The sequence below is a fragment of the Thermoanaerobacter ethanolicus JW 200 genome (genome assembly GCF_003722315.1).
GTDB classification, from domain to species: Bacteria; Bacillota; Thermoanaerobacteria; order Thermoanaerobacterales; family Thermoanaerobacteraceae; genus Thermoanaerobacter; species Thermoanaerobacter ethanolicus.
Window position 1 is genome coordinate 1,449,465 of the sequence record NZ_CP033580.1, and the last position, 17,374, is coordinate 1,466,838.

The 17,374-nt window shown below is 34.4% G+C and carries 19 protein-coding genes and 1 pseudogene; 18 read left to right on the plus strand and 2 right to left on the minus strand.

Annotated elements, in window-relative coordinates; all coding sequences use genetic code 11:
* Position 1 precedes the first annotated feature (1 nt).
* From mreC to ltrA, 14 genes and pseudogenes are all read left to right on the plus strand, one after another.
* Complete coding sequence (gene mreC / locus EB239_RS07120; RefSeq protein ID WP_003870974.1) at positions 2–835, plus strand: rod shape-determining protein MreC; 834 nt, start codon at positions 2–4, stop codon at positions 833–835.
* Between the two features lie 6 nt (positions 836–841).
* Entirely contained in the window at positions 842–1,360 is a 519-nt protein-coding gene (gene mreD / locus EB239_RS07125) for a rod shape-determining protein MreD (protein ID WP_003870973.1), read from the plus strand.
* On the plus strand, positions 1,357–3,657 hold the full coding sequence (locus EB239_RS07130) for a penicillin-binding protein 2 (RefSeq protein ID WP_003870972.1): 2,301 nt from the start codon (positions 1,357–1,359) through the stop codon (positions 3,655–3,657). Before mreD ends, EB239_RS07130 begins: the two co-directional genes overlap by 4 nt.
* A gap of 103 nt (positions 3,658–3,760) precedes the next feature.
* Positions 3,761–4,405 (plus strand): septum site-determining protein MinC, encoded by a 645-nt coding sequence (gene minC / locus EB239_RS07135; protein ID WP_003870971.1) that lies wholly within the window; start codon positions 3,761–3,763, stop codon positions 4,403–4,405.
* A 40-nt stretch (positions 4,406–4,445) separates the two neighbouring features.
* Positions 4,446–5,240 (plus strand): septum site-determining protein MinD, encoded by a 795-nt coding sequence (gene minD, locus EB239_RS07140; protein ID WP_003870970.1) that lies wholly within the window; start codon positions 4,446–4,448, stop codon positions 5,238–5,240.
* 21 nt (positions 5,241–5,261) lie between these two features.
* The gene (gene minE, locus EB239_RS07145) at positions 5,262–5,537 is read left to right on the plus strand and encodes a cell division topological specificity factor MinE (RefSeq protein WP_003870969.1); all 276 of its coding nucleotides are present in this window, start codon (positions 5,262–5,264) and stop codon (positions 5,535–5,537) included.
* A gap of 87 nt (positions 5,538–5,624) precedes the next feature.
* The gene (gene rodA, locus EB239_RS07150; protein ID WP_003870968.1) at positions 5,625–6,722 is read left to right on the plus strand and encodes a rod shape-determining protein RodA; all 1,098 of its coding nucleotides are present in this window, start codon (positions 5,625–5,627) and stop codon (positions 6,720–6,722) included.
* Positions 6,723–6,733: 11 nt separating this feature from the next.
* Complete coding sequence (gene mgsA, locus EB239_RS07155) at positions 6,734–7,132, plus strand: methylglyoxal synthase (RefSeq protein ID WP_003870967.1); 399 nt, start codon at positions 6,734–6,736, stop codon at positions 7,130–7,132.
* A gap of 62 nt (positions 7,133–7,194) precedes the next feature.
* On the plus strand, positions 7,195–7,944 hold the full coding sequence (locus EB239_RS07160; RefSeq protein ID WP_003870966.1) for a M23 family metallopeptidase: 750 nt from the start codon (positions 7,195–7,197) through the stop codon (positions 7,942–7,944).
* Positions 7,941–8,795 (plus strand): M50 family metallopeptidase, encoded by an 855-nt coding sequence (locus tag EB239_RS07165; RefSeq protein ID WP_003870965.1) that lies wholly within the window; start codon positions 7,941–7,943, stop codon positions 8,793–8,795. The genes EB239_RS07160 and EB239_RS07165 overlap by 4 nt, the downstream gene beginning before the upstream one ends.
* A gap of 16 nt (positions 8,796–8,811) precedes the next feature.
* The gene (locus EB239_RS07170) at positions 8,812–10,665 is read left to right on the plus strand and encodes a TIGR03960 family B12-binding radical SAM protein (RefSeq protein WP_003870964.1); all 1,854 of its coding nucleotides are present in this window, start codon (positions 8,812–8,814) and stop codon (positions 10,663–10,665) included.
* Positions 10,646–11,299, plus strand: a complete 654-nt coding sequence (locus EB239_RS07175; protein WP_003870963.1) for a TIGR03936 family radical SAM-associated protein — start codon at positions 10,646–10,648, stop codon at positions 11,297–11,299. Before EB239_RS07170 ends, EB239_RS07175 begins: the two co-directional genes overlap by 20 nt.
* Before the next feature lie 7 nt (positions 11,300–11,306).
* Entirely contained in the window at positions 11,307–12,740 is a 1,434-nt protein-coding gene (locus tag EB239_RS07180; RefSeq protein WP_003870962.1) for an Rne/Rng family ribonuclease, read from the plus strand.
* Between the two features lie 468 nt (positions 12,741–13,208).
* Positions 13,209–14,620, plus strand: a pseudogene (gene ltrA / locus EB239_RS07190) (group II intron reverse transcriptase/maturase).
* A gap of 81 nt (positions 14,621–14,701) precedes the next feature.
* On the opposite strand, the gene queF reads toward ltrA, so the two are convergent.
* A complete protein-coding gene (gene queF, locus EB239_RS07195; RefSeq protein WP_003871514.1) occupies positions 14,702–15,103 on the minus strand; it encodes a preQ(1) synthase in 402 nt (133 codons plus the stop codon).
* Complete coding sequence (locus EB239_RS07200) at positions 15,093–15,575, minus strand: QueT transporter family protein (protein WP_003871515.1); 483 nt, start codon at positions 15,573–15,575, stop codon at positions 15,093–15,095. The genes queF and EB239_RS07200 overlap by 11 nt, the downstream gene beginning before the upstream one ends.
* Before the next feature lie 262 nt (positions 15,576–15,837).
* On the opposite strand from EB239_RS07200, the gene EB239_RS07205 reads away from it, so the two are divergent.
* The 4 genes from EB239_RS07205 to rpmA all read left to right on the plus strand — a co-directional run bounded on the left by EB239_RS07205 (position 15,838) and on the right by rpmA (position 17,269).
* Positions 15,838–16,209: a LapA family protein gene (locus EB239_RS07205; protein WP_003871516.1), complete on the plus strand. Its 372-nt coding sequence runs from the start codon at positions 15,838–15,840 to the stop codon at positions 16,207–16,209.
* 119 nt (positions 16,210–16,328) lie between these two features.
* Positions 16,329–16,643 carry a 50S ribosomal protein L21 gene (gene rplU / locus EB239_RS07210; RefSeq protein ID WP_003871517.1) on the plus strand — a complete coding sequence of 105 codons (315 nt, stop codon included), beginning with the start codon at positions 16,329–16,331 and terminating at the stop codon, positions 16,641–16,643.
* A gap of 3 nt (positions 16,644–16,646) precedes the next feature.
* Positions 16,647–16,985 carry a ribosomal-processing cysteine protease Prp gene (locus EB239_RS07215; protein ID WP_003871518.1) on the plus strand — a complete coding sequence of 113 codons (339 nt, stop codon included), beginning with the start codon at positions 16,647–16,649 and terminating at the stop codon, positions 16,983–16,985.
* Entirely contained in the window at positions 16,982–17,269 is a 288-nt protein-coding gene (gene rpmA / locus EB239_RS07220; protein WP_003868116.1) for a 50S ribosomal protein L27, read from the plus strand. The genes EB239_RS07215 and rpmA overlap by 4 nt, the downstream gene beginning before the upstream one ends.
* The last annotated feature ends 105 nt before the right edge of the window (positions 17,270–17,374 follow it).

Below are 17,374 nucleotides of genomic sequence, written 5' to 3' on the forward strand. Positions count from 1 at the left end.
CGTGCCACGCTTTTTTAGAAATAATAAGCAATTTATTTTGTTTTTTTTGATAGCCGTGGCGCTTATTGCCGCCATGGCTTATACTTATGATACCGAAAGGTATGTTACTAAAGTAGAATCTATAGTTGGAACTGTTTTTACTCCCATTCAAAAAGTTTTCTATCAAATGGGAGAGGGAATTTCTAATTTGTTTTCTTCAATTAGTGAGATAGGTACTTTAAGGGCAACAAATGAAAAACTTCAAAAAGAAGTAGAAAAACTGAGAAAAGAAAATATTCAGTTACAGGAATTAATGAACGAAAATAAAAGGCTTAAAGAAGCTTTAAATTTTAAAACAGAAAATGTTGAACTAGATTTAAAACTTGCTACTATAACAGGAAAGAATTCAGGAAATTGGTTTAATACTTTTACTATTGATAAAGGCAAAAATGAGGGTATACAACCTGGCATGGCAGTTTTAGACGAGAGAGGCAATATGGTGGGACAGATTACTGAAGTAGGAGACAATTGGGCAAAGGTATTAGCCATTATAGATAGAGATAGTTCTGTAAGCGCTGTAGATGTACGAACTCGTGATAATGGTGTGGTAAGAGGAGATTCAAACGGTGGACTTATCATGATATATCTTCCCTTAGATGCCGAATTGATAGAAGGTGATGTAGTAACTACTTCTGGTATGAGTAGATTCCCAAAAGGTTTGATAATAGGAAAAGTATCAAAAGTTACTCGAGACCCAGGTTCTTTGCTAAAACAAGCCGTCATAAAACCAGCCGCTGATTTTGAAAGATTGGAGTATGTTTTTGTAGTTACTAATACAACAAATACAGGGAAGTAGAGTATTATGAGAAAAGTATACAAATATCTATTGATTGTTTTGTTAATTGTTTTACAAACAACTTTATTCAGATTTATAGATATCTTTGGCGTCAAACCAGATGCAGCTTTTATTGTAGTACTAAGTTTTTCACTTTTAAATGGCTCTTGGGAAGCAATTTATTTAAGTCTTTTTGCCGGGCTTATTCAAGACATTCTTTTTAATAATGCTCTAGGGGTTACTACTTTTTCTTTGCTCATTGTCAGCTACATTACAGGGCTTTTAAGCAAAAGTGTTTTTAAAGAAAGTTCTTTTGTGGCTTTTGTGTTTGTCTTTTTAGGAACCCTTCTTTATAACCTTATAACGATGTTTTCAATGGTTTTGATGAAGTATGAGTTTAATTTCTTATCAGATTTTATGAATGTTGCGATGATACAGGCGGTTTATAATTCTGTAATTACTGCTTTTGCCTATAGATATTTAGTTTCCTTTAACAGATATGTTAATGAAAATAAAGTAAATTTTTTTAGGAAAAGCAAATTTTGAAGGTGATATCCTTGAATGAGAGCCTTAAAAAAAAGTTTTATACTTTTGGAGCTATTATCCTTGCCCTTCTTGTCGTTTTAGTTTCCCGCTTAATTTATTTACAACTGATAAAAGGCGACTATTATAGAGAAATATCAATGCGGCAAGCAATTAGACTTATACCTATTGATGCTCCTCGTGGGGAAATTGTTGATAGATATGGAGTAAAGTTAGCCACAAATAGACCAAGCTTTTCTGTAGATATTATAAAAGGAGAAATAGTTGATAGTCACCTTAACGAGACTATATTAAAATTAATGGATATTTTGACGAAGAATAATGTAAAATATAAAGATGATTTGCCTATCTATTTAGATGAAAATGGAAATCCTTATTTCAATTTTAAAAATTCAGATGAAGTATCAGTAAAAGAAGAAACTTTAAAAACTCGAGAAAAAGCCTGGAAAAAAGCTAATAACATAAATGAAAATGCTACTGCTAAAGAGGCATGGGATATTTTGATAAAAAAATTTAAAATACCTAAGGATATGGATCCAATAGAAGCGAGAAAAATAATGGTTGTGCGTCAATTAATGGAAGAACAAGGCTATAATCAATATCAGCCAGTAGAAATAGCTGTGGATGTCGATCAAAAAACAGTTGCCGAGATTGAGGAAAAACATTTAGAATTGCCAGGAATTATGATAAATGTAAAACCTGTTAGATATTATCCTTATGAAACACTATTATCCCAAACTTTAGGATATATTGGTCGAATTACTCAAGAAGATTTAAAAAACTTGGATATGAGTAAATACAAGCTTACAGATTTGGTTGGGCATTCTGGACTTGAAGCATTGTATGAAAAGTATTTAAGAGGAAAAGATGGTGGACAACAAGTAGTAGTAGATAATTATGGAAGATTAATAAAGAATTTAGGGACAGAACCTCCTGTACCAGGTGATACTATATTTTTAACCATTGACAAAAATATTCAAGAGGCGGCAGAACAATCTCTTATCACAACTATGCAAAATATAAGAGAGGGGAAATATGGCGAGTCTTTTCCTGCTAATATTGGAGCAGCAGTGGTTGTAGATGTAAACACAGGAAAAGTTTTAGCATTAGCCAGTATCCCTGGTTATGATCCAAACATTTTTGCTACTGGCAATCCCCCTAAAGATGTAGTAAATGAACTTTTTAAATCAAGAGATGCTACAGCTGATCCAAGTCCTATTTTCAATTATGCAACTCAAGGAGCAGTACCTCCAGGATCTACCTTCAAGATGGCTGTTGCATTCGCAGCTTTAGACACTGGTGTCACAACAGTTGATGAAAAATATTTAGACCCAGGAATATATCCTTATACAGGACAGCGTAACTGGCTATGGCCACGGACACAAGGTTGGGTGAATGTTTCTGATGCAATTAAATATTCTACTGATACCTATTTTTATGAAATGGGAAGAAGAATGGGAATAGATAAAATAGTCGAATATGCCAAGAAATTTGGTTTAGACCAAAAAACAGGAATAGAGCTGTATGAAGCAAAAGGTGTTATTGCAAGTCCACAATATAAAAGAGAATATTATCTTGGGTTGATAAAATCAATGGTGAAAACAGATACAAATCCAGATGGAGTTATAACGGAAGAACAGTATCAAAAAATTGTAGAAATCATTGATAAAGGGAATTTGAGTGACTATAATACCTTTTTACAATTAGAAAAGATGGGTATAAAAGATACAAAGCTTCAAAGAAAGTTATGGGAAATGATGTATTATGCAAAACATTGGAGCTTGACAGATACTTGTAGTGCGGCAATAGGACAAGGAGATAATCAGTTTACTCCTTTAGAAATTGCTAGTTATGTGTCTACATTAATAAATGGAGGAATTAGATATAAACTTCATTTAGTTGATAAAATTGTGTCCCCAGATGGAAAAATTGTTGAGGAAACAAAGCCAGAAGTTTTAGATAGAATTCATATTCCCAAGAAATACCTCGATGCTATAAAGTTAGGTATGAAAGGAGTAACTGAAAGAGGAGGTACTGCAAGCGGTGCTTTTCGCAATTTTCCTATTCCTGTAGGGGGCAAGACAGGTACTGCAGAAGTAGTTGGAAGGGCTAATTATGCTTGGTTTGTTGGCTTTGCTCCTTATGATGATCCTCAAATAGTTGTAGTTGCGGTTATATACCAAGGAGGACATGGTTCTTACGCAGGTTATGTAGCGAGAGATATTTTTGATGCTTATTTTGGATTGAGTAAGAATAATACAGGTGAAACCTTCAATGTGATAAATTTGCCTATAAGATGATTTGTGGGTGAGGATATTTTATCCTCTTTTTTTCTTTAACAAGAAGGAAAATTACGATTTGTGGAGAATATAGATAATAACGAGTGTTTTACGGAGGTAGATTATGATAAAAGAAGCAATAAAAATTCAAGGGACAAAAGAAGGGCTGGTAATTGTATTAGAAGAGGATGTAGATATTGAAATACTAAAAGAGAAAATAGTGAATAGAATTGAGAAATCTCTTAAATTTTTTGAGGGTGCAACTCTTACTGTGAGAGTAAAAAGTTTAAACGTCAAAGAAGAGAAATTACAAGAATTAAAAGACTTTATTTTTGATAAATACGGCATTGAGGTGCGGGTAAAAAATTTTCAAGAAAAACATATAAAAAATGTGACAGATGACGAAATATTTAATGGGTTAGAAGAGGGGATAACAAAATTTCATAAAGGTACTGTTAGGTCAGGACAGGTTGTGAAATACCATGGTAATCTTGTAATAATTGGGGATGTGAATCCTGGAGGATTAGTACAAGCTGCCGGTAATATAGTTGTTATGGGGACGTTGAGGGGAATAGCTCATGCGGGATTTACTGGCAATAAGGAGGCTGTAATTGTAGCTTCTTCCTTAAGAGCAATGCAGCTTAGAATAGCTAATGTTATCTCCAGGGCTCCAGATAAAGATGATGCCAGTGATTATCCCGAAATTGCAGTTGTTAAAAAAGGTAAAATTATTGTAAAACCTCTTTACCATCTCAATGATTTATGGTAAAATATTCTAAAAAATAATATTAATGGAATGGAGTGGTACGATGAGCGAAGCAATAGTTATAACTTCTGGAAAAGGTGGAGTTGGGAAAACTACTTCTACTGCAAATATTGGTACATACCTTGCTATGAAAGGTTATAAAGTTGCTTTAGTCGATACTGATATAGGTTTAAGAAATCTTGATGTAGTGATGGGATTGGAAAATAGAATTGTGTATGATATTGTTGATGTAGTAGAGGGGCAGTGCAGATTAAAGCAAGCTTTGATAAAGGACAAAAGGTTTGATGGGCTATATCTTTTACCTGCCGCTCAAACAAGAGATAAATCTGCTGTTACTCCAGAGCAAATGCAAAAATTAATAGGAGATTTGAAAGAGGAATTTGACTATATATTAGTAGATTGTCCTGCAGGTATTGAACAAGGATTTAGAAATGCAATTGCAGGTGCTGATAGAGCAATTGTCATAACTACTCCAGAAGTTTCAGCGGTTAGAGATGCTGATAGGATTATAGGACTTTTAGAGGCTGCGGAACTTCACAATCCTAAGTTAGTTATAAACAGGATTAAGATGGATATGGTCAAAAGAGGAGATATGATGGATATTGAAGATATTATAGATATTTTAGCTATTGACCTTTTAGGTGTCATTCCTGATGATGAAAATATAATTATTTCTTCCAATAAAGGTGAACCGATTGTTATGGATGAGAGGTCATTAGCAGGACAAGCCTATAGAAATTTGGTGGAAAGACTTTTAGGGAATAATGTGCCTTTAATTAACCTTGATATAGGAAATGGATTTATGGATAGACTCAAAAAGCTTTTTAAGCTGGCTTAGCGCTTTTAGGAGGTGTGATTTGTGGATTTATTTAAATCTTTTGGAGGAAAAAACAACAGTAAAGATATAGCAAAAGAAAGGTTACAACTTTTATTGGTCCATGATAGGGCGGACGTTTCTCCTAAATTTTTGGAAATGATAAAAGAAGACATATTAAACGTTATTTCTAATTACGTGGATATTGATGAAGCAGGACTAAATGTAGAAATTACAAAAGAAAAAAGAAGTGATAATACCTATATGCCTGCTCTTCATGCGAATATTCCTATAAAGAAAATGAAACAGGTGATAAGATAACTGGCCGTAGGCCAGTTTTTTTATATAGTGAAAATCTCTTTTATATGGTATAATACAAGTTGGATTGCTGAAAAAGAGGGGATTAAAGTGTTTGATAAAAAACTTTTAAAAAACTTTGACTGGGGACTTTTGATTGTTGTGCTTTTAATCTCTATATATAGCGTTATTGTAGTGACAAGTGCTTCTCATGCAATTCAGACGGGTTCCTACAAAAAAGTTATTGTTCAGTCTGCGGCAATTTTAATAGGACTTATTTCTATCGCTCTAATATGTCTTTTTGATTATAATATTCTTGCTAAGTTTTCTACTTTTATATATATTCTCAACCTTTTTGGTCTTGTGCTAGTTTTAGCAACAGGAAAGGTAAGTAACGGTGCACAAAGCTGGATAAGTTTAGGGCCTGTGGATCTTCAGCCTTCCGAATTTTCTAAGTTGGCATTAGTGCTAACTTTGGCGAATATGTTTAGCAAGGCGGAAGAAATAAAGACCTTTAAAGAACTTTTGTGGCCAATGGTTTATGTAGGGATTCCTTTTGTTGCGGTGATGTTGCAGCCGGATTTAGGGACAGGGCTTGTATTTATTGCAATTTTTTTAGCGATAGTATATATCTCGGGGATAAGAACAAGGGTATTGACACAGCTTTTTGCCTTAGGAATTGCCCTGCTGCCTATTGGATACAAACTATTAAAACCTTACCAGAGAAATAGACTTTTATCCTTTTTAAATCCGGAACTGGACCCAATGGGAACAGGTTATCATGTGATTCAGTCTAAAATTGCTATCGGTTCAGGAATGTTTTGGGGGAAGGGGCTTTTTCACGGCAGCCAAACTCAGCTCTATTATCTTCCCGAAGCATGGACAGACTTTATTTTTTCTGTTGTAGGGGAAGAATTAGGGTTTATAGGGGCATCTATACTGATAGTTCTCTATGCCATTATGCTGTATAAAGCTTGGAAGATTGCTTATAATGCTAAGGATAAATATGGAATGCTCGTGGCCGTAGGAATTATTGCTATGTTTACATTTCATATCTTTGAAAATATAGGGATGACTATTGGGATAATGCCAATCACAGGTATTCCTCTTCCCTTTATGAGCTATGGGGGAAGTGCAATGGTAGCAGACATGATGGCAATAGGACTTTTAGAAAATATAAGCATGAGAAGGCAAAAGATAAACTTTTAGGGGGAATTTCTATGAATATAGCTTTGATAGCCCATGACCAAAAAAAAGAACTTATGGTGAATTTCGCAATTGCCTATAAGCATATCTTTGAAAAATGCAATATATACGCAACAGGCCATACAGGACAACTTATCAAGGAGGCGACAGGTCTAAATGTAAATTGCCTTTTACCCGGCCCTCTTGGTGGAGACCAACAGATTGGTGCAATGATTGCTGAAAATAAGATTGATATGGTGATTTTTTTAAGAGACCCACTTACGGCTCAACCCCATGAACCAGATATTTTGGCTCTGCTTAGAGTTTGTGATGTGCATTCTATTCCATTGGCGACTAATATCGCTACTGCAGAAGTTTTATTGAAGGGAATGGAGCAAGGACTTTTAGAGTGGAGAGAAATAGCAGATAAATAAAATAATTTATCATAATAATGCCTCCTTCAAAATAAAATGTAACATAGAAGGAGGCATATATCATGAAATACCAACGAATTCCTTATTATTCTCCCAAAAAATTTAGCACTTACAAAAAGTATGCAGAGCTATTTGAAAATCAATTAATTATTTCATTAGTTTTATTAGGAATGATTTTGCTTTTTAAAGCAGTTGACGTGCCTATAGCTAACTCTTTTATAAATGCTACTAAAAGTGCGCTAAGTTATGATATGAATTACGAAAACACAAAGAAAGGGTTAAAATTAGTTCAAAGTAAGATTCCTTGGCTTAAAGAAAGTGTGATAAAAGTTTTTTCTCCCACTGAAGAAAAAACTTCAGAAAATAAAACTTCTTCTGATGTTTCTCAGGCTTCTATCAAAATGATTGCACCTGTTACTGGAAAGGTAACCTCTGGCTTTGGAATGAGGGTTGATCCTATTACAAACCAATTGACAAATCATACTGGTATTGATATAGATGCTCCTATTGGAACAGAAGTGAAGGCAGCATTAGATGGGGTAGTAATGTTAGTGGAGGAGCAAAACCAGGATTTTGGAAAAGTCATAGTTTTAAGGCATGCTAATGATGTAAGGACCGTCTATGCTCATTTATCAGAAATTTTAGTGAAAGAAAAAGACCAAGTAAAACAAGGGGATATAATTGGGAAGACAGGCGATACTGGGAAAGTCACTGCTCCTCACTTGCATTTTGAAGTTTGGGAAAATGGCAAGCCAGTAGACCCCTTGACAAAGGTTGTTATAGGGGATGCTGCCAGTGAAGGCGCAAAATGAAATTTAGAGGGATTGAAGTAAAAATACATTTTTCTACTTTTGCATTTGCATTACTTTTAATTGCAACGGGATTTATAAAAGAATTAATTGCTATTTTTGCTACAGTTTTCGTTCACGAATGTGGACACATTTATATTGCCAAGAAACTAAAAGTAGAGGTGCTACAAGTCAATATCTATCCTTTTGGAGGAATTGCTCTTTTGGACAGCATAGTGTTTATAAGACCAGACTTAGAAGTGTTAGTTGCACTGGCAGGACCTATGTCCAATATTTTTTTTGTTTTTTTTGGAGAATTCATTTCACAAGTTTTACAAATAGACATGGATTATTTTATAAAAGCTAGTATTGCAATGGCTTTTTTTAATCTACTGCCAGGGCTTCCTTTGGATGGAGGACGGGTTTTAAAAAGTGTTTTGTCATATTTTATTAGCCTAAGAAGTGCTATTGCGACTGCTGTTTTTTCTTCCTATGCTATTTCTCTCGTTATGTTATATCTTCTTCTAAAAGGCATATTCAATTGGAAGCTAAATGTTGTTTATGCTTTTTTATCGGTGTTATTAGTAGTCGCGGCAAATAAAGAGAAAAAGGCATCAGCTTTTTTGCAAATGAGAGATCTTTTTAGAAAAAAAGCAGAGTTCTACAAAAAAGGATTGATGGGGGTACATCATATAGCAGTATTAGAAAAGGAGACAATTGCAAATGTTATAAAAAGTTTTATACCTGCTAAATACCATGTTATAATAATATTAGACGACAAATTTAGGGAAAAATATAGAATAACCGAGACTCAGCTTTTTGAATATGCGGTAGAACATGGATTGTATTTACCAATTGGTGAGATTATAAAATGACTATGGAGGAAGGAAGATGAATAACTTAAAGGATAAAATAGATGCTTTGCTTATGAAAGTAAGCAAACCTACAAGATACACAGGAGGAGAATTAAATTCTTCTATAAAAAATCCGGAGGAAGTCAAAGTAAGGTTTGCTTTTGCTTTTCCGGATGTATATGAAGTGGGAATGTCTCATTTGGGGCTTAGAATTTTATACCATCTTTTAAACAAAAGAGAAGACGTATATTGTGAAAGGGTTTTTGCGCCATGGTTGGATATGGAAAAACTCATGAGGGAAAATGACATTCCTCTTTTTAGTTTAGAGACAAAAACCCCATTAGATAAATTTGACTTTATAGGTTTTACTCTCCAGTATGAGTTAAGTTATACAAATGTAATAAATATGCTTAACTTAGCGGGTATTCCTATCCTATCAAGAGATAGGAAAGGGTTACCTTTTGTCATTGCTGGTGGACCCTGTGCTTATAACCCTGCTCCTTTATCTGACGTTATTGACTTTTTTGTAATGGGAGAAGGAGAAGAGGTCATAAATGAAATTATTGACGCTTATATAGATTGGAAGAAAAGAGGAGGAGAAAGAGAAGAATTTTTACAAATTGTTTCTCAAATCAAAGGAGTATATGTTCCTAAGTACTATATGGAAGTATACAATCAAGATGGAACAATAAAAGAGATAAGGACTATTAAAAAAGGAGTGCCCGAAAAGGTAAAGAAAAGAATAGTTAAAGATTTTGAAAATGTGTATCATCCTGAGGAGCAAATTGTTCCTTTTATGGACATAGTTCACGATAGAATAATGTTAGAAATTTTTAGAGGATGTACTCGTGGTTGTAGATTTTGTCAAGCTGGCATGATATATAGGCCAGTGAGGGAAAAATCAAAGGAAAAAATTTTAGATTTAGCGGACAAGCTTATAAAATCTACAGGGTATGAGGAAATATCTTTAACTTCTTTAAGTACTTGTGATTATTCTCAAATTGAAGACTTAGTCAAAAAACTGATTGATAAATATAAGGATAAAGGAGTTGGAGTTTCTATACCCTCTACACGAGTAGACGCTGTATCTATAAATTTGTTAAAAGAAATACAAAAAGTTAGAAAAACAGGTCTTACTTTAGCACCAGAAGCTGGTACACAAAGACTTAGAGACGTAATTAATAAAGGGATTACAGAGGAAGATATTTTAGAGGCGACAAAAGAGGCTTTTTCTGCAGGATGGACAAATGTCAAACTTTATTTTATGATTGGTCTTCCTACAGAGATGATGGAGGATGTAGAGGGAATAGTGGATTTGGCTTATAAAATAGTGGATAATTACAAAGAAGTAAAAGGGAATGTGAAGAATTTAAAAGTCACTATAAGCACTTCTACTTTTGTGCCTAAACCTTTTACACCTTTTCAGTGGACAGCTCAAGACAGCATTAAAGATATAATGGAAAAGCAAGACTTGCTAAAAAAGAAACTTAAGAGTAAAGTGTTAAAGTACAATTGGCACAATCCTTATATGAGTTTTTTAGAGGCTGTTATTTCAAGAGGAGATAGAAAAGTAGGAAAAGCTATAATAAAAGCCTGGGAAAAAGGATGCAAATTTGACGGATGGGAAGAATATCTTAATTATGACAAATGGGAAGAGGCTTTTAAGGAGGTAGGTGTAAATCCTCACTTTTATGCCAATAGAGAAAGAAGTTTAGAAGAAGTATTTCCATGGGATGTAATAGACGTTGGGGTGGATAAAAGATATTTGATTAGAGAATATAAAAAATCTCAAGAAGGAAGAATTACACCTGACTGCAGGCTCTATTGTACAGGTTGTGGAGTAAAGGACTTTGATGAGGGGGTAGTATGTTTTGAAGCGTCTAAGAAATAAATATACAAAAGATGAAAGAGTCAAATTTATTTCCCATTTAGACCTTTTGCGAGTATTTCAAAGGGCTTTGAGAAGAGCCGATATAAAAGTGGCTTTTTCACAAGGATTTAATCCCCATCCCAAAATTTCTTTTGGGCCTGCACTTGTGGTGGGAGCAACGACAGAAGGAGATTATATGGATATAGATGTGGAAGAAGATATTTCTCCTGAAGAATTCAGAAAAAAGATGAACAAAGTGTTACCACCTGGTATTGAAATTGTGGAAAGTTATGAGGTAGAATTAAATGATGCGCTTTCTACAAAAATAAAAGGAGCAGAGTATATTTTGCAAGTCAATGTTAAAAAAAGTATTAAAGATATTCAAAATAAAATAGAAGAATTTATGAAAAGAGATATAATTGAGATAGAAAAAGAGAGTAAAAGTGGCAGAAAAATGGTAAATATAAGACCTTATGTTTTGGAATTAAAGGTAATTGAAGAGGCAGAAGATTATTTTAAATTTTATATAAAATTAAAATTAGGAGAGGGAGCTCCTAATCCATTGCATTTATTAAAAGCTTTGAATGATTACATTGGAGACTTGTTTGATATGGACTTTTATAAACTTCACAGAAAAAATATGATTTTAGAATAAGTACGGGGTGAAAATTTTGAAAAGACTTATATTGGACATTGATGAAAATTTGAGTCAAATTGCTTTATTAGAAAATGGGAAGCTAAAGGAGTACCATCCAGAGAAAAGAGATGGAAAAAATATTTTGGGAAATATTTATAAAGGTAAGATTCAAAATGTTTTAAAAGGTATGCAGGCGGCCTTTGTAGATATTGGAATTGGTAAGAACGCTTTTTTATTTTCTGACGATGTGCTTTTTCAACAAGAAAATTTACCCAAAAGCATTACACAAGTTTTAAAACCAGGCCAACCAATAATGGTTCAAGTATCAAAAGAAGCAGTAGGCATGAAAAATCCCAGAGTGACCGCTAATATTTCTTTGCCGGGGAAATATGTCGTTTTAATGCCTAATGTCGACTACGTCGGAATTTCCCATAGGATTGAGGAAGAAGGGGAAAGGAAAAGGCTTCAGGAAATTGTGAAAGAATTAAAACCTGATGGTATGGGGATAATTGTCAGAACAGCTGCATTAGAGGCGACAGAACAGCAAATGCGGGAGGATTTAGACGAATTAATTCGCTTGTATGAGAAAATACAAAAAGATTTTCAAAATGCTCCCCTTCCTTCTTTGATATACAAAGAAGAGGATTTTGCAATTAAGTATTTGAGGGATTTGCTTTCTGATGAGGTAGATGAAATTGTGGTAAACGACAAAGAAGAGTATGAGAACATAAAAAGATATTTAAAAAATGTAGGAAAGGAAAATATTTCAGTTACTTATGAAGAAGGAGACTTAATGGGGATTTATGGAGCAGATTTTCAAGTTGAGAAATTGTTAGAAAAAAAGGTATGGTTAAAAAGTGGAGGTTTTGTAATAATAGACCAAACAGAAGCTCTTACTGTAATTGATGTAAACACAGGAAAGTACGTAGGAAAATCTTCTTTAGAGGAGACAATATACAAGACCAATCTTGAAGCAGCAGAAGAAATTGCCCTGCAGCTTAAGTTAAGAGATATTGGTGGAATAATTATTATTGACTTTATAGACATGAAAAATGAAAATTTTAGAAAGGATTTGCTGGAGTTTTTCAAAAAAGAACTCCAAAAAGACAGGACAAAATGCAGTGTATTAGGGTATACTCAATTAGGGCTTGTTGAGATGACAAGAAAAAGAGTGAGGTCGCAAGTAGGCTCATACCTTAAAGAAAAATGCCCTATATGTGAAGGGGAAGGGATGGTTTATTCAACTGAGTACATCTACAAAAGATTAAGGAATAATATAGAGAGAGTGTTGCGACATATAAAAGTGCGAAAAATCTACATAAAAGGGAATGATAAAGTTGTTAAAATCGCGGCAGAAAAGGAAATTGTAAAATTTTACAAAGAGAAATTTAATGTAGATCTCGAAGTTGTTGTTGACAATAACAAAAAATATGGCCATTTTGAGATAGAATTTGAATAAAGAATCAATATGAAAAAGCTGCCCAAGGAAATTTTTGGGCAGCTTTATGTGCGCCCGGCATGGGCGATAACTAGGCGGTGAAAGTCCGCTGTGGGCTTGGTAGTGGGAACCACTAGCCAAGAGCAAGGGTGTCCATCGTGAGGTGGAATCTGAAGGAAGCTTAAGGCAAAATCTCGGTCTGATGAACAAGAACCAGATAAGAGGCTGAATTGGGATGGATGAGTTTGCGTAACAAAACGAAGTCCAACACTACCCGAATCCCATACAGTAAATCTGGCAGATATATGAGATGAAAGTTATCGTTCTTACCCGGGGAGGTCTCAAGGATAAGTCATGGAAGTAAAATCTGAAGTGACAACCCATGCAGTGATGTATGGCTGAACCTTGAGAAGTCAGCAGAGGTCATAGTACTTATCTAGACAATAATAGATAAGGAAGGACCGAACGTTAGGAGGTTTTGGAAATCTTATGGACTCGAAAGATATGCAGAGACTGCAGACAACTCAACAAAGAGGCTATCCGTTGAATAGAGAAATGGAATTTCAAAAGACAACGGAAGTGCATAGTATATCATCGGCGTCGGAAGATGGAAGAAACGAGGTACAAAGATATACCGGCAAGATGCTTGAAATGATAGTAGAACGAGGGAACATGGAAGCAGCATACAAGCGCGTTGTTGCAAATAAAGGAAGCCATGGAGTCGATGGGATGGGAGTAGATGAACTTCTACCGTATCTCAAAGAAAACTGGGCAACCATAAAACAACAACTGCTGGAGGGGAAATACAAACCACAACCAGTGCGAAGAGTAGAAATTCCCAAACCTGATGGAGGAAAAAGACTACTAGGAATACCTACAGTACTAGACAGACTAATACAACAAGCAATAGCCCAAATACTAAATAAAGTCTACAACCATACATTTTCTGATAGCAGTTATGGATTCAGACCAGGACGCAGTGCAAAAGACGCAATAAAAGCCGCAGAAGCATACATAAATGAAGGATACACATGGGTTGTAGATATGGACTTAGAAAAGTTCTTTGACAGAGTAAACCACGACGTAATAATGTCCAAACTAGAAAAGCGGATAGGGGACAAAAGAGTACTAAAGTTAATACGAAGATACTTAGAATCAGGAGTAATGATAAACGGAATCAAAATATCAACAGAAGAAGGGACACCCCAAGGAGGGCCATTAAGTCCCCTATTAGCAAACATAATGTTGGACGAACTAGACAAAGAACTTGAGAAACGAGGGCATAAATTCTGCCGATATGCAGATGACTGCAACATATATGTAAAAAGCAGGTCTGCAGGAAACAGAGTAATGAAGAGCATAAAGAAATTCATAGAAAGCAAATTAAAACTAAAAGTCAACGAAGCAAAAGTGCTGTAGATAGACCATGGAGAAGAAAATTTCTTGGATTTTCATTCTATACAAAAGAAAACGAAGTAAGAATAAGAATCCATGAAAAATCCATCAAAAGGTTTAAGGAAAAAGTAAGAGAAATAACCAATCGGAACAAGGGAATAAGCATGGAAAACAGAATAAAAAGACTAAATCAAATAACAACAGGATGGGTCAACTATTTTGGATTAGCAGACGCGAAAAGCATAATGAAAACCCTTGACGAATGGATAAGGCGAAGACTAAGGGCATGTATATGGAAACAATGGAAGAAGATAAAAACGAAGCATGATAACTTAGTAAAACTAGGAGTAGAAGAACAAAAAGCCTGGGAATACGCCAATACAAGGAAAGGCTACTGGAGAATATCCAATAGCCCAATCCTAAATAAGACTCTTACAAATAAATACTTTGAAAGCATAGGTTATAAGAGTTTATCCCAAAGATATCTAATTGTACACAATTCCTAATGAACCGCCGTATACCGAACGGTACGTACGGTGGTGTGAGAGGACGCTGAATAAAATAATTATTCAGCTCCTACTCGATATCTATTTTTCTTTTTCATATTTTGCCACAATTCTCGTGGCTATTCCACCTCTTTCTTGAAACTCACCTATTACTTCCATAAATTTTGGCTGTAGAAGTTCAACTAAGTCATCTAAAATTCTATTTATAGCATGTTCTTGCAGTATACCTACATTTCTATAGGAGGTGAGATAATACTTTAAAGATTTAAGTTCTACTAATTTTTTAGAGGGTATATATCTTATAGTAAGTTTTGCATTGTCAGGTAATCCTGTCCAAGGGCAAACAGAAGAAAATTCATTAGTGATATATTCCACAATAGTATTTTTTTCAGGGTATTCATATTCAATCGATTCTAAAACTTCTTTGTCAATCTTCTCATAACCGTAAGTGTCAAATCTTCTCTCTTTATATTTATCTGTCAAATTTCACAACTCCTTTCTTTTCAATTGTAAAAAGCAAAAAATATCCCGTTACCAAAAGTACAGTTTCAGCCAATCCTACGCTTAAGAAAGTTGGAATAAATGGTATATTGGCAGAGATATTTAAAGTGATTCCAACAGATGCTGCAATCCAAAGAGCTACGAATACAGCACCTACCAATTTGTGAGTAGCTCTTCCAATGTAGTATCCAATTGTACAACCGATTAAGTTTGAAAGAGGCATAAAAATTAGCTCCATTGTGCCAGCAAATGGGCTAAACAAATTTGCAAAAAAATTTCCTATCATCATGGAAATGGCATATTTTTTATTGAATACTACAATGGATTTTGTAATTTCCCCTACGCGAAACTGAAGGGGTAAAAATGAAATAGAAGAAAATATAACTGTGAGTACAAAATAAATTGCCGCGACCAGAGCAATTTCTGCTAGATCTTTTATTCTTTTTTTGGACACAAAATTACCTCCTTTGTTTTGTTAACTGGGGTTACTGCGACCCAGGTGAGCATTTTGCTCACTATAATCAATTTTAACACAACTACTGGAGTAGTTTCAACATAAAAACTTTTTCTATCAATTAAATGATAAAAGTAAACAATGATGTTTTTGTCATTATCGAAAAATTTATAATTTTTATTGACAATAATAATTTGTATAATTTATCATAAAGATAGAAAGGGGTTAATGAGTGTTACTGAAGATGGGGGAGGTGAATTTTGTGAAGGGGCAATATTATACAATATTAGCTTTGATATTCGCAATTATAGTAGCGATTTTTGCTATTTCTAATGCTGGACCTGTGGATATAAGTTTTTTGTATTGGCATTATTCAATTTCTCAAGCTTTAGTAATTTTATTGTCAGCAGCTATTGGAGCTATAATTGTGGGGACAATAGGTTTGTTTGGACAAATTCGCTATAGCGTAACGATAAGAGGACTTAACAATAGGATAAAAGAATTGGAAAAAGAAAAGGAAGAATTGAATCAAAAGGTTATAGAATTGCAAAACTATAAATTAGCGGAAGAAAAAACGAAGGAACAAAGCGATGGCAAGGAAGAGGAGGAAGAAAAAGGAACACAAACTCTTTAGTCGATTTTTAATTGACAAGTGATATTTTATTATGTTAAAATATCACTTGCGGCCGCTCGGGACGGGTTTTTAAATTTTTACCTTGTTTCCCGGCGAGACTGGATGGAGGAGGTGCAAAGATGTACGCAATAATCGAAACTGGCGGAAAACAGTATATGGTTCGTGAAGGAGATGTTCTTGCAGTAGAAAAGTTAAATTATCCAGAAGGAGAAGTTATTTCTTTTGACAAAGTTTTGGCTGTGTCAAAAGAGGACGGTAATGTAGAGTTTGGCAAACCCTATTTAGAAAATGTTAAGGTTAATGCCAAGGTTTTAGAGCATGGGAAAGGACCAAAAATAAGAGTTTTTAAGTATAAGCCAAAGAAAAATTATAGAAGAAGACAAGGACATCGACAACCTTACACAAAAGTACAGATTGAAAAAATAATTCAGTAAGCCATGATTAGAGTAGAAATATTGAGAGATCCAAAAGGGGATATTTATAAATTTAATATAAAAGGACATGCAGGTTTCGATGAGTACGGAAAGGACATCATATGTGCAGCTGTTTCTGCTATATCTCAGACAGCGGTGCTGGGAATAGAGGCGTTAAAAACTGTTAAAATAAAGAAAAAAATAGAAAGTGGCGATTTGCAGATTGACATTATTGATAAAGGTTTGGCAGAAGATGATATACGATTAAAAGCTATTCTGGAGACTATGGTTTTAGGCCTTAAAGATATTGAAGCGGATTATCCTGAATATGTAAGGGTTATGGATAGGAGGTGCAAAAAATGAAACTCCAACTTTTTGCTCATAAAAAGGGTGTTGGAAGTTCCAGAAACGGTCGTGATAGTGAATCTAAGCGTTTGGGAGTAAAAAGGGCAGATGGCCAATTTGTATTAGCTGGTAATATCCTTGTAAGACAAAGAGGAACTAAAATACATCCAGGTGTAAATGTAGGAAAAGGAAAAGACGATACACTTTTTGCATTAATTGATGGATATGTTACTTTTGAAAGAAAAGGCCGCGACAAAAAACAAGTAAGTGTTTATCCAGAAAGGAAAGTTGCGCAGAATTAAATCCTGGTTTATACCAGGATTTTTTCATAAATAATAATAGGGATGTGCAAAATTAATTAAAATAATCATAATCAAAAACCAAAATATGTATTACATACAATATAT

What these genes read in the sequence shown, in the direction of transcription:
- mreD (WP_003870973.1), top strand. Translation starts at nt 842, where the DNA reads ATGAGAAAAGTATACAAATATCTATTGATTGTTTTGTTAATTGTTTTA.
- EB239_RS07215 (WP_003871518.1), top strand. Translation starts at nt 16,647, where the DNA reads ATGATTAGAGTAGAAATATTGAGAGATCCAAAAGGGGATATTTATAAA.
- minC (WP_003870971.1), top strand. Translation starts at nt 3,761, where the DNA reads ATGATAAAAGAAGCAATAAAAATTCAAGGGACAAAAGAAGGGCTGGTA.
- minD (WP_003870970.1), top strand. Translation starts at nt 4,446, where the DNA reads ATGAGCGAAGCAATAGTTATAACTTCTGGAAAAGGTGGAGTTGGGAAA.
- mgsA (WP_003870967.1), top strand. Translation starts at nt 6,734, where the DNA reads ATGAATATAGCTTTGATAGCCCATGACCAAAAAAAAGAACTTATGGTG.
- EB239_RS07170 (WP_003870964.1), top strand. Translation starts at nt 8,812, where the DNA reads ATGAATAACTTAAAGGATAAAATAGATGCTTTGCTTATGAAAGTAAGC.
- rplU (WP_003871517.1), top strand. Translation starts at nt 16,329, where the DNA reads ATGTACGCAATAATCGAAACTGGCGGAAAACAGTATATGGTTCGTGAA.
- EB239_RS07165 (WP_003870965.1), top strand. Translation starts at nt 7,941, where the DNA reads ATGAAATTTAGAGGGATTGAAGTAAAAATACATTTTTCTACTTTTGCA.
- rpmA (WP_003868116.1), top strand. Translation starts at nt 16,982, where the DNA reads ATGAAACTCCAACTTTTTGCTCATAAAAAGGGTGTTGGAAGTTCCAGA.
- EB239_RS07160 (WP_003870966.1), top strand. Translation starts at nt 7,195, where the DNA reads ATGAAATACCAACGAATTCCTTATTATTCTCCCAAAAAATTTAGCACT.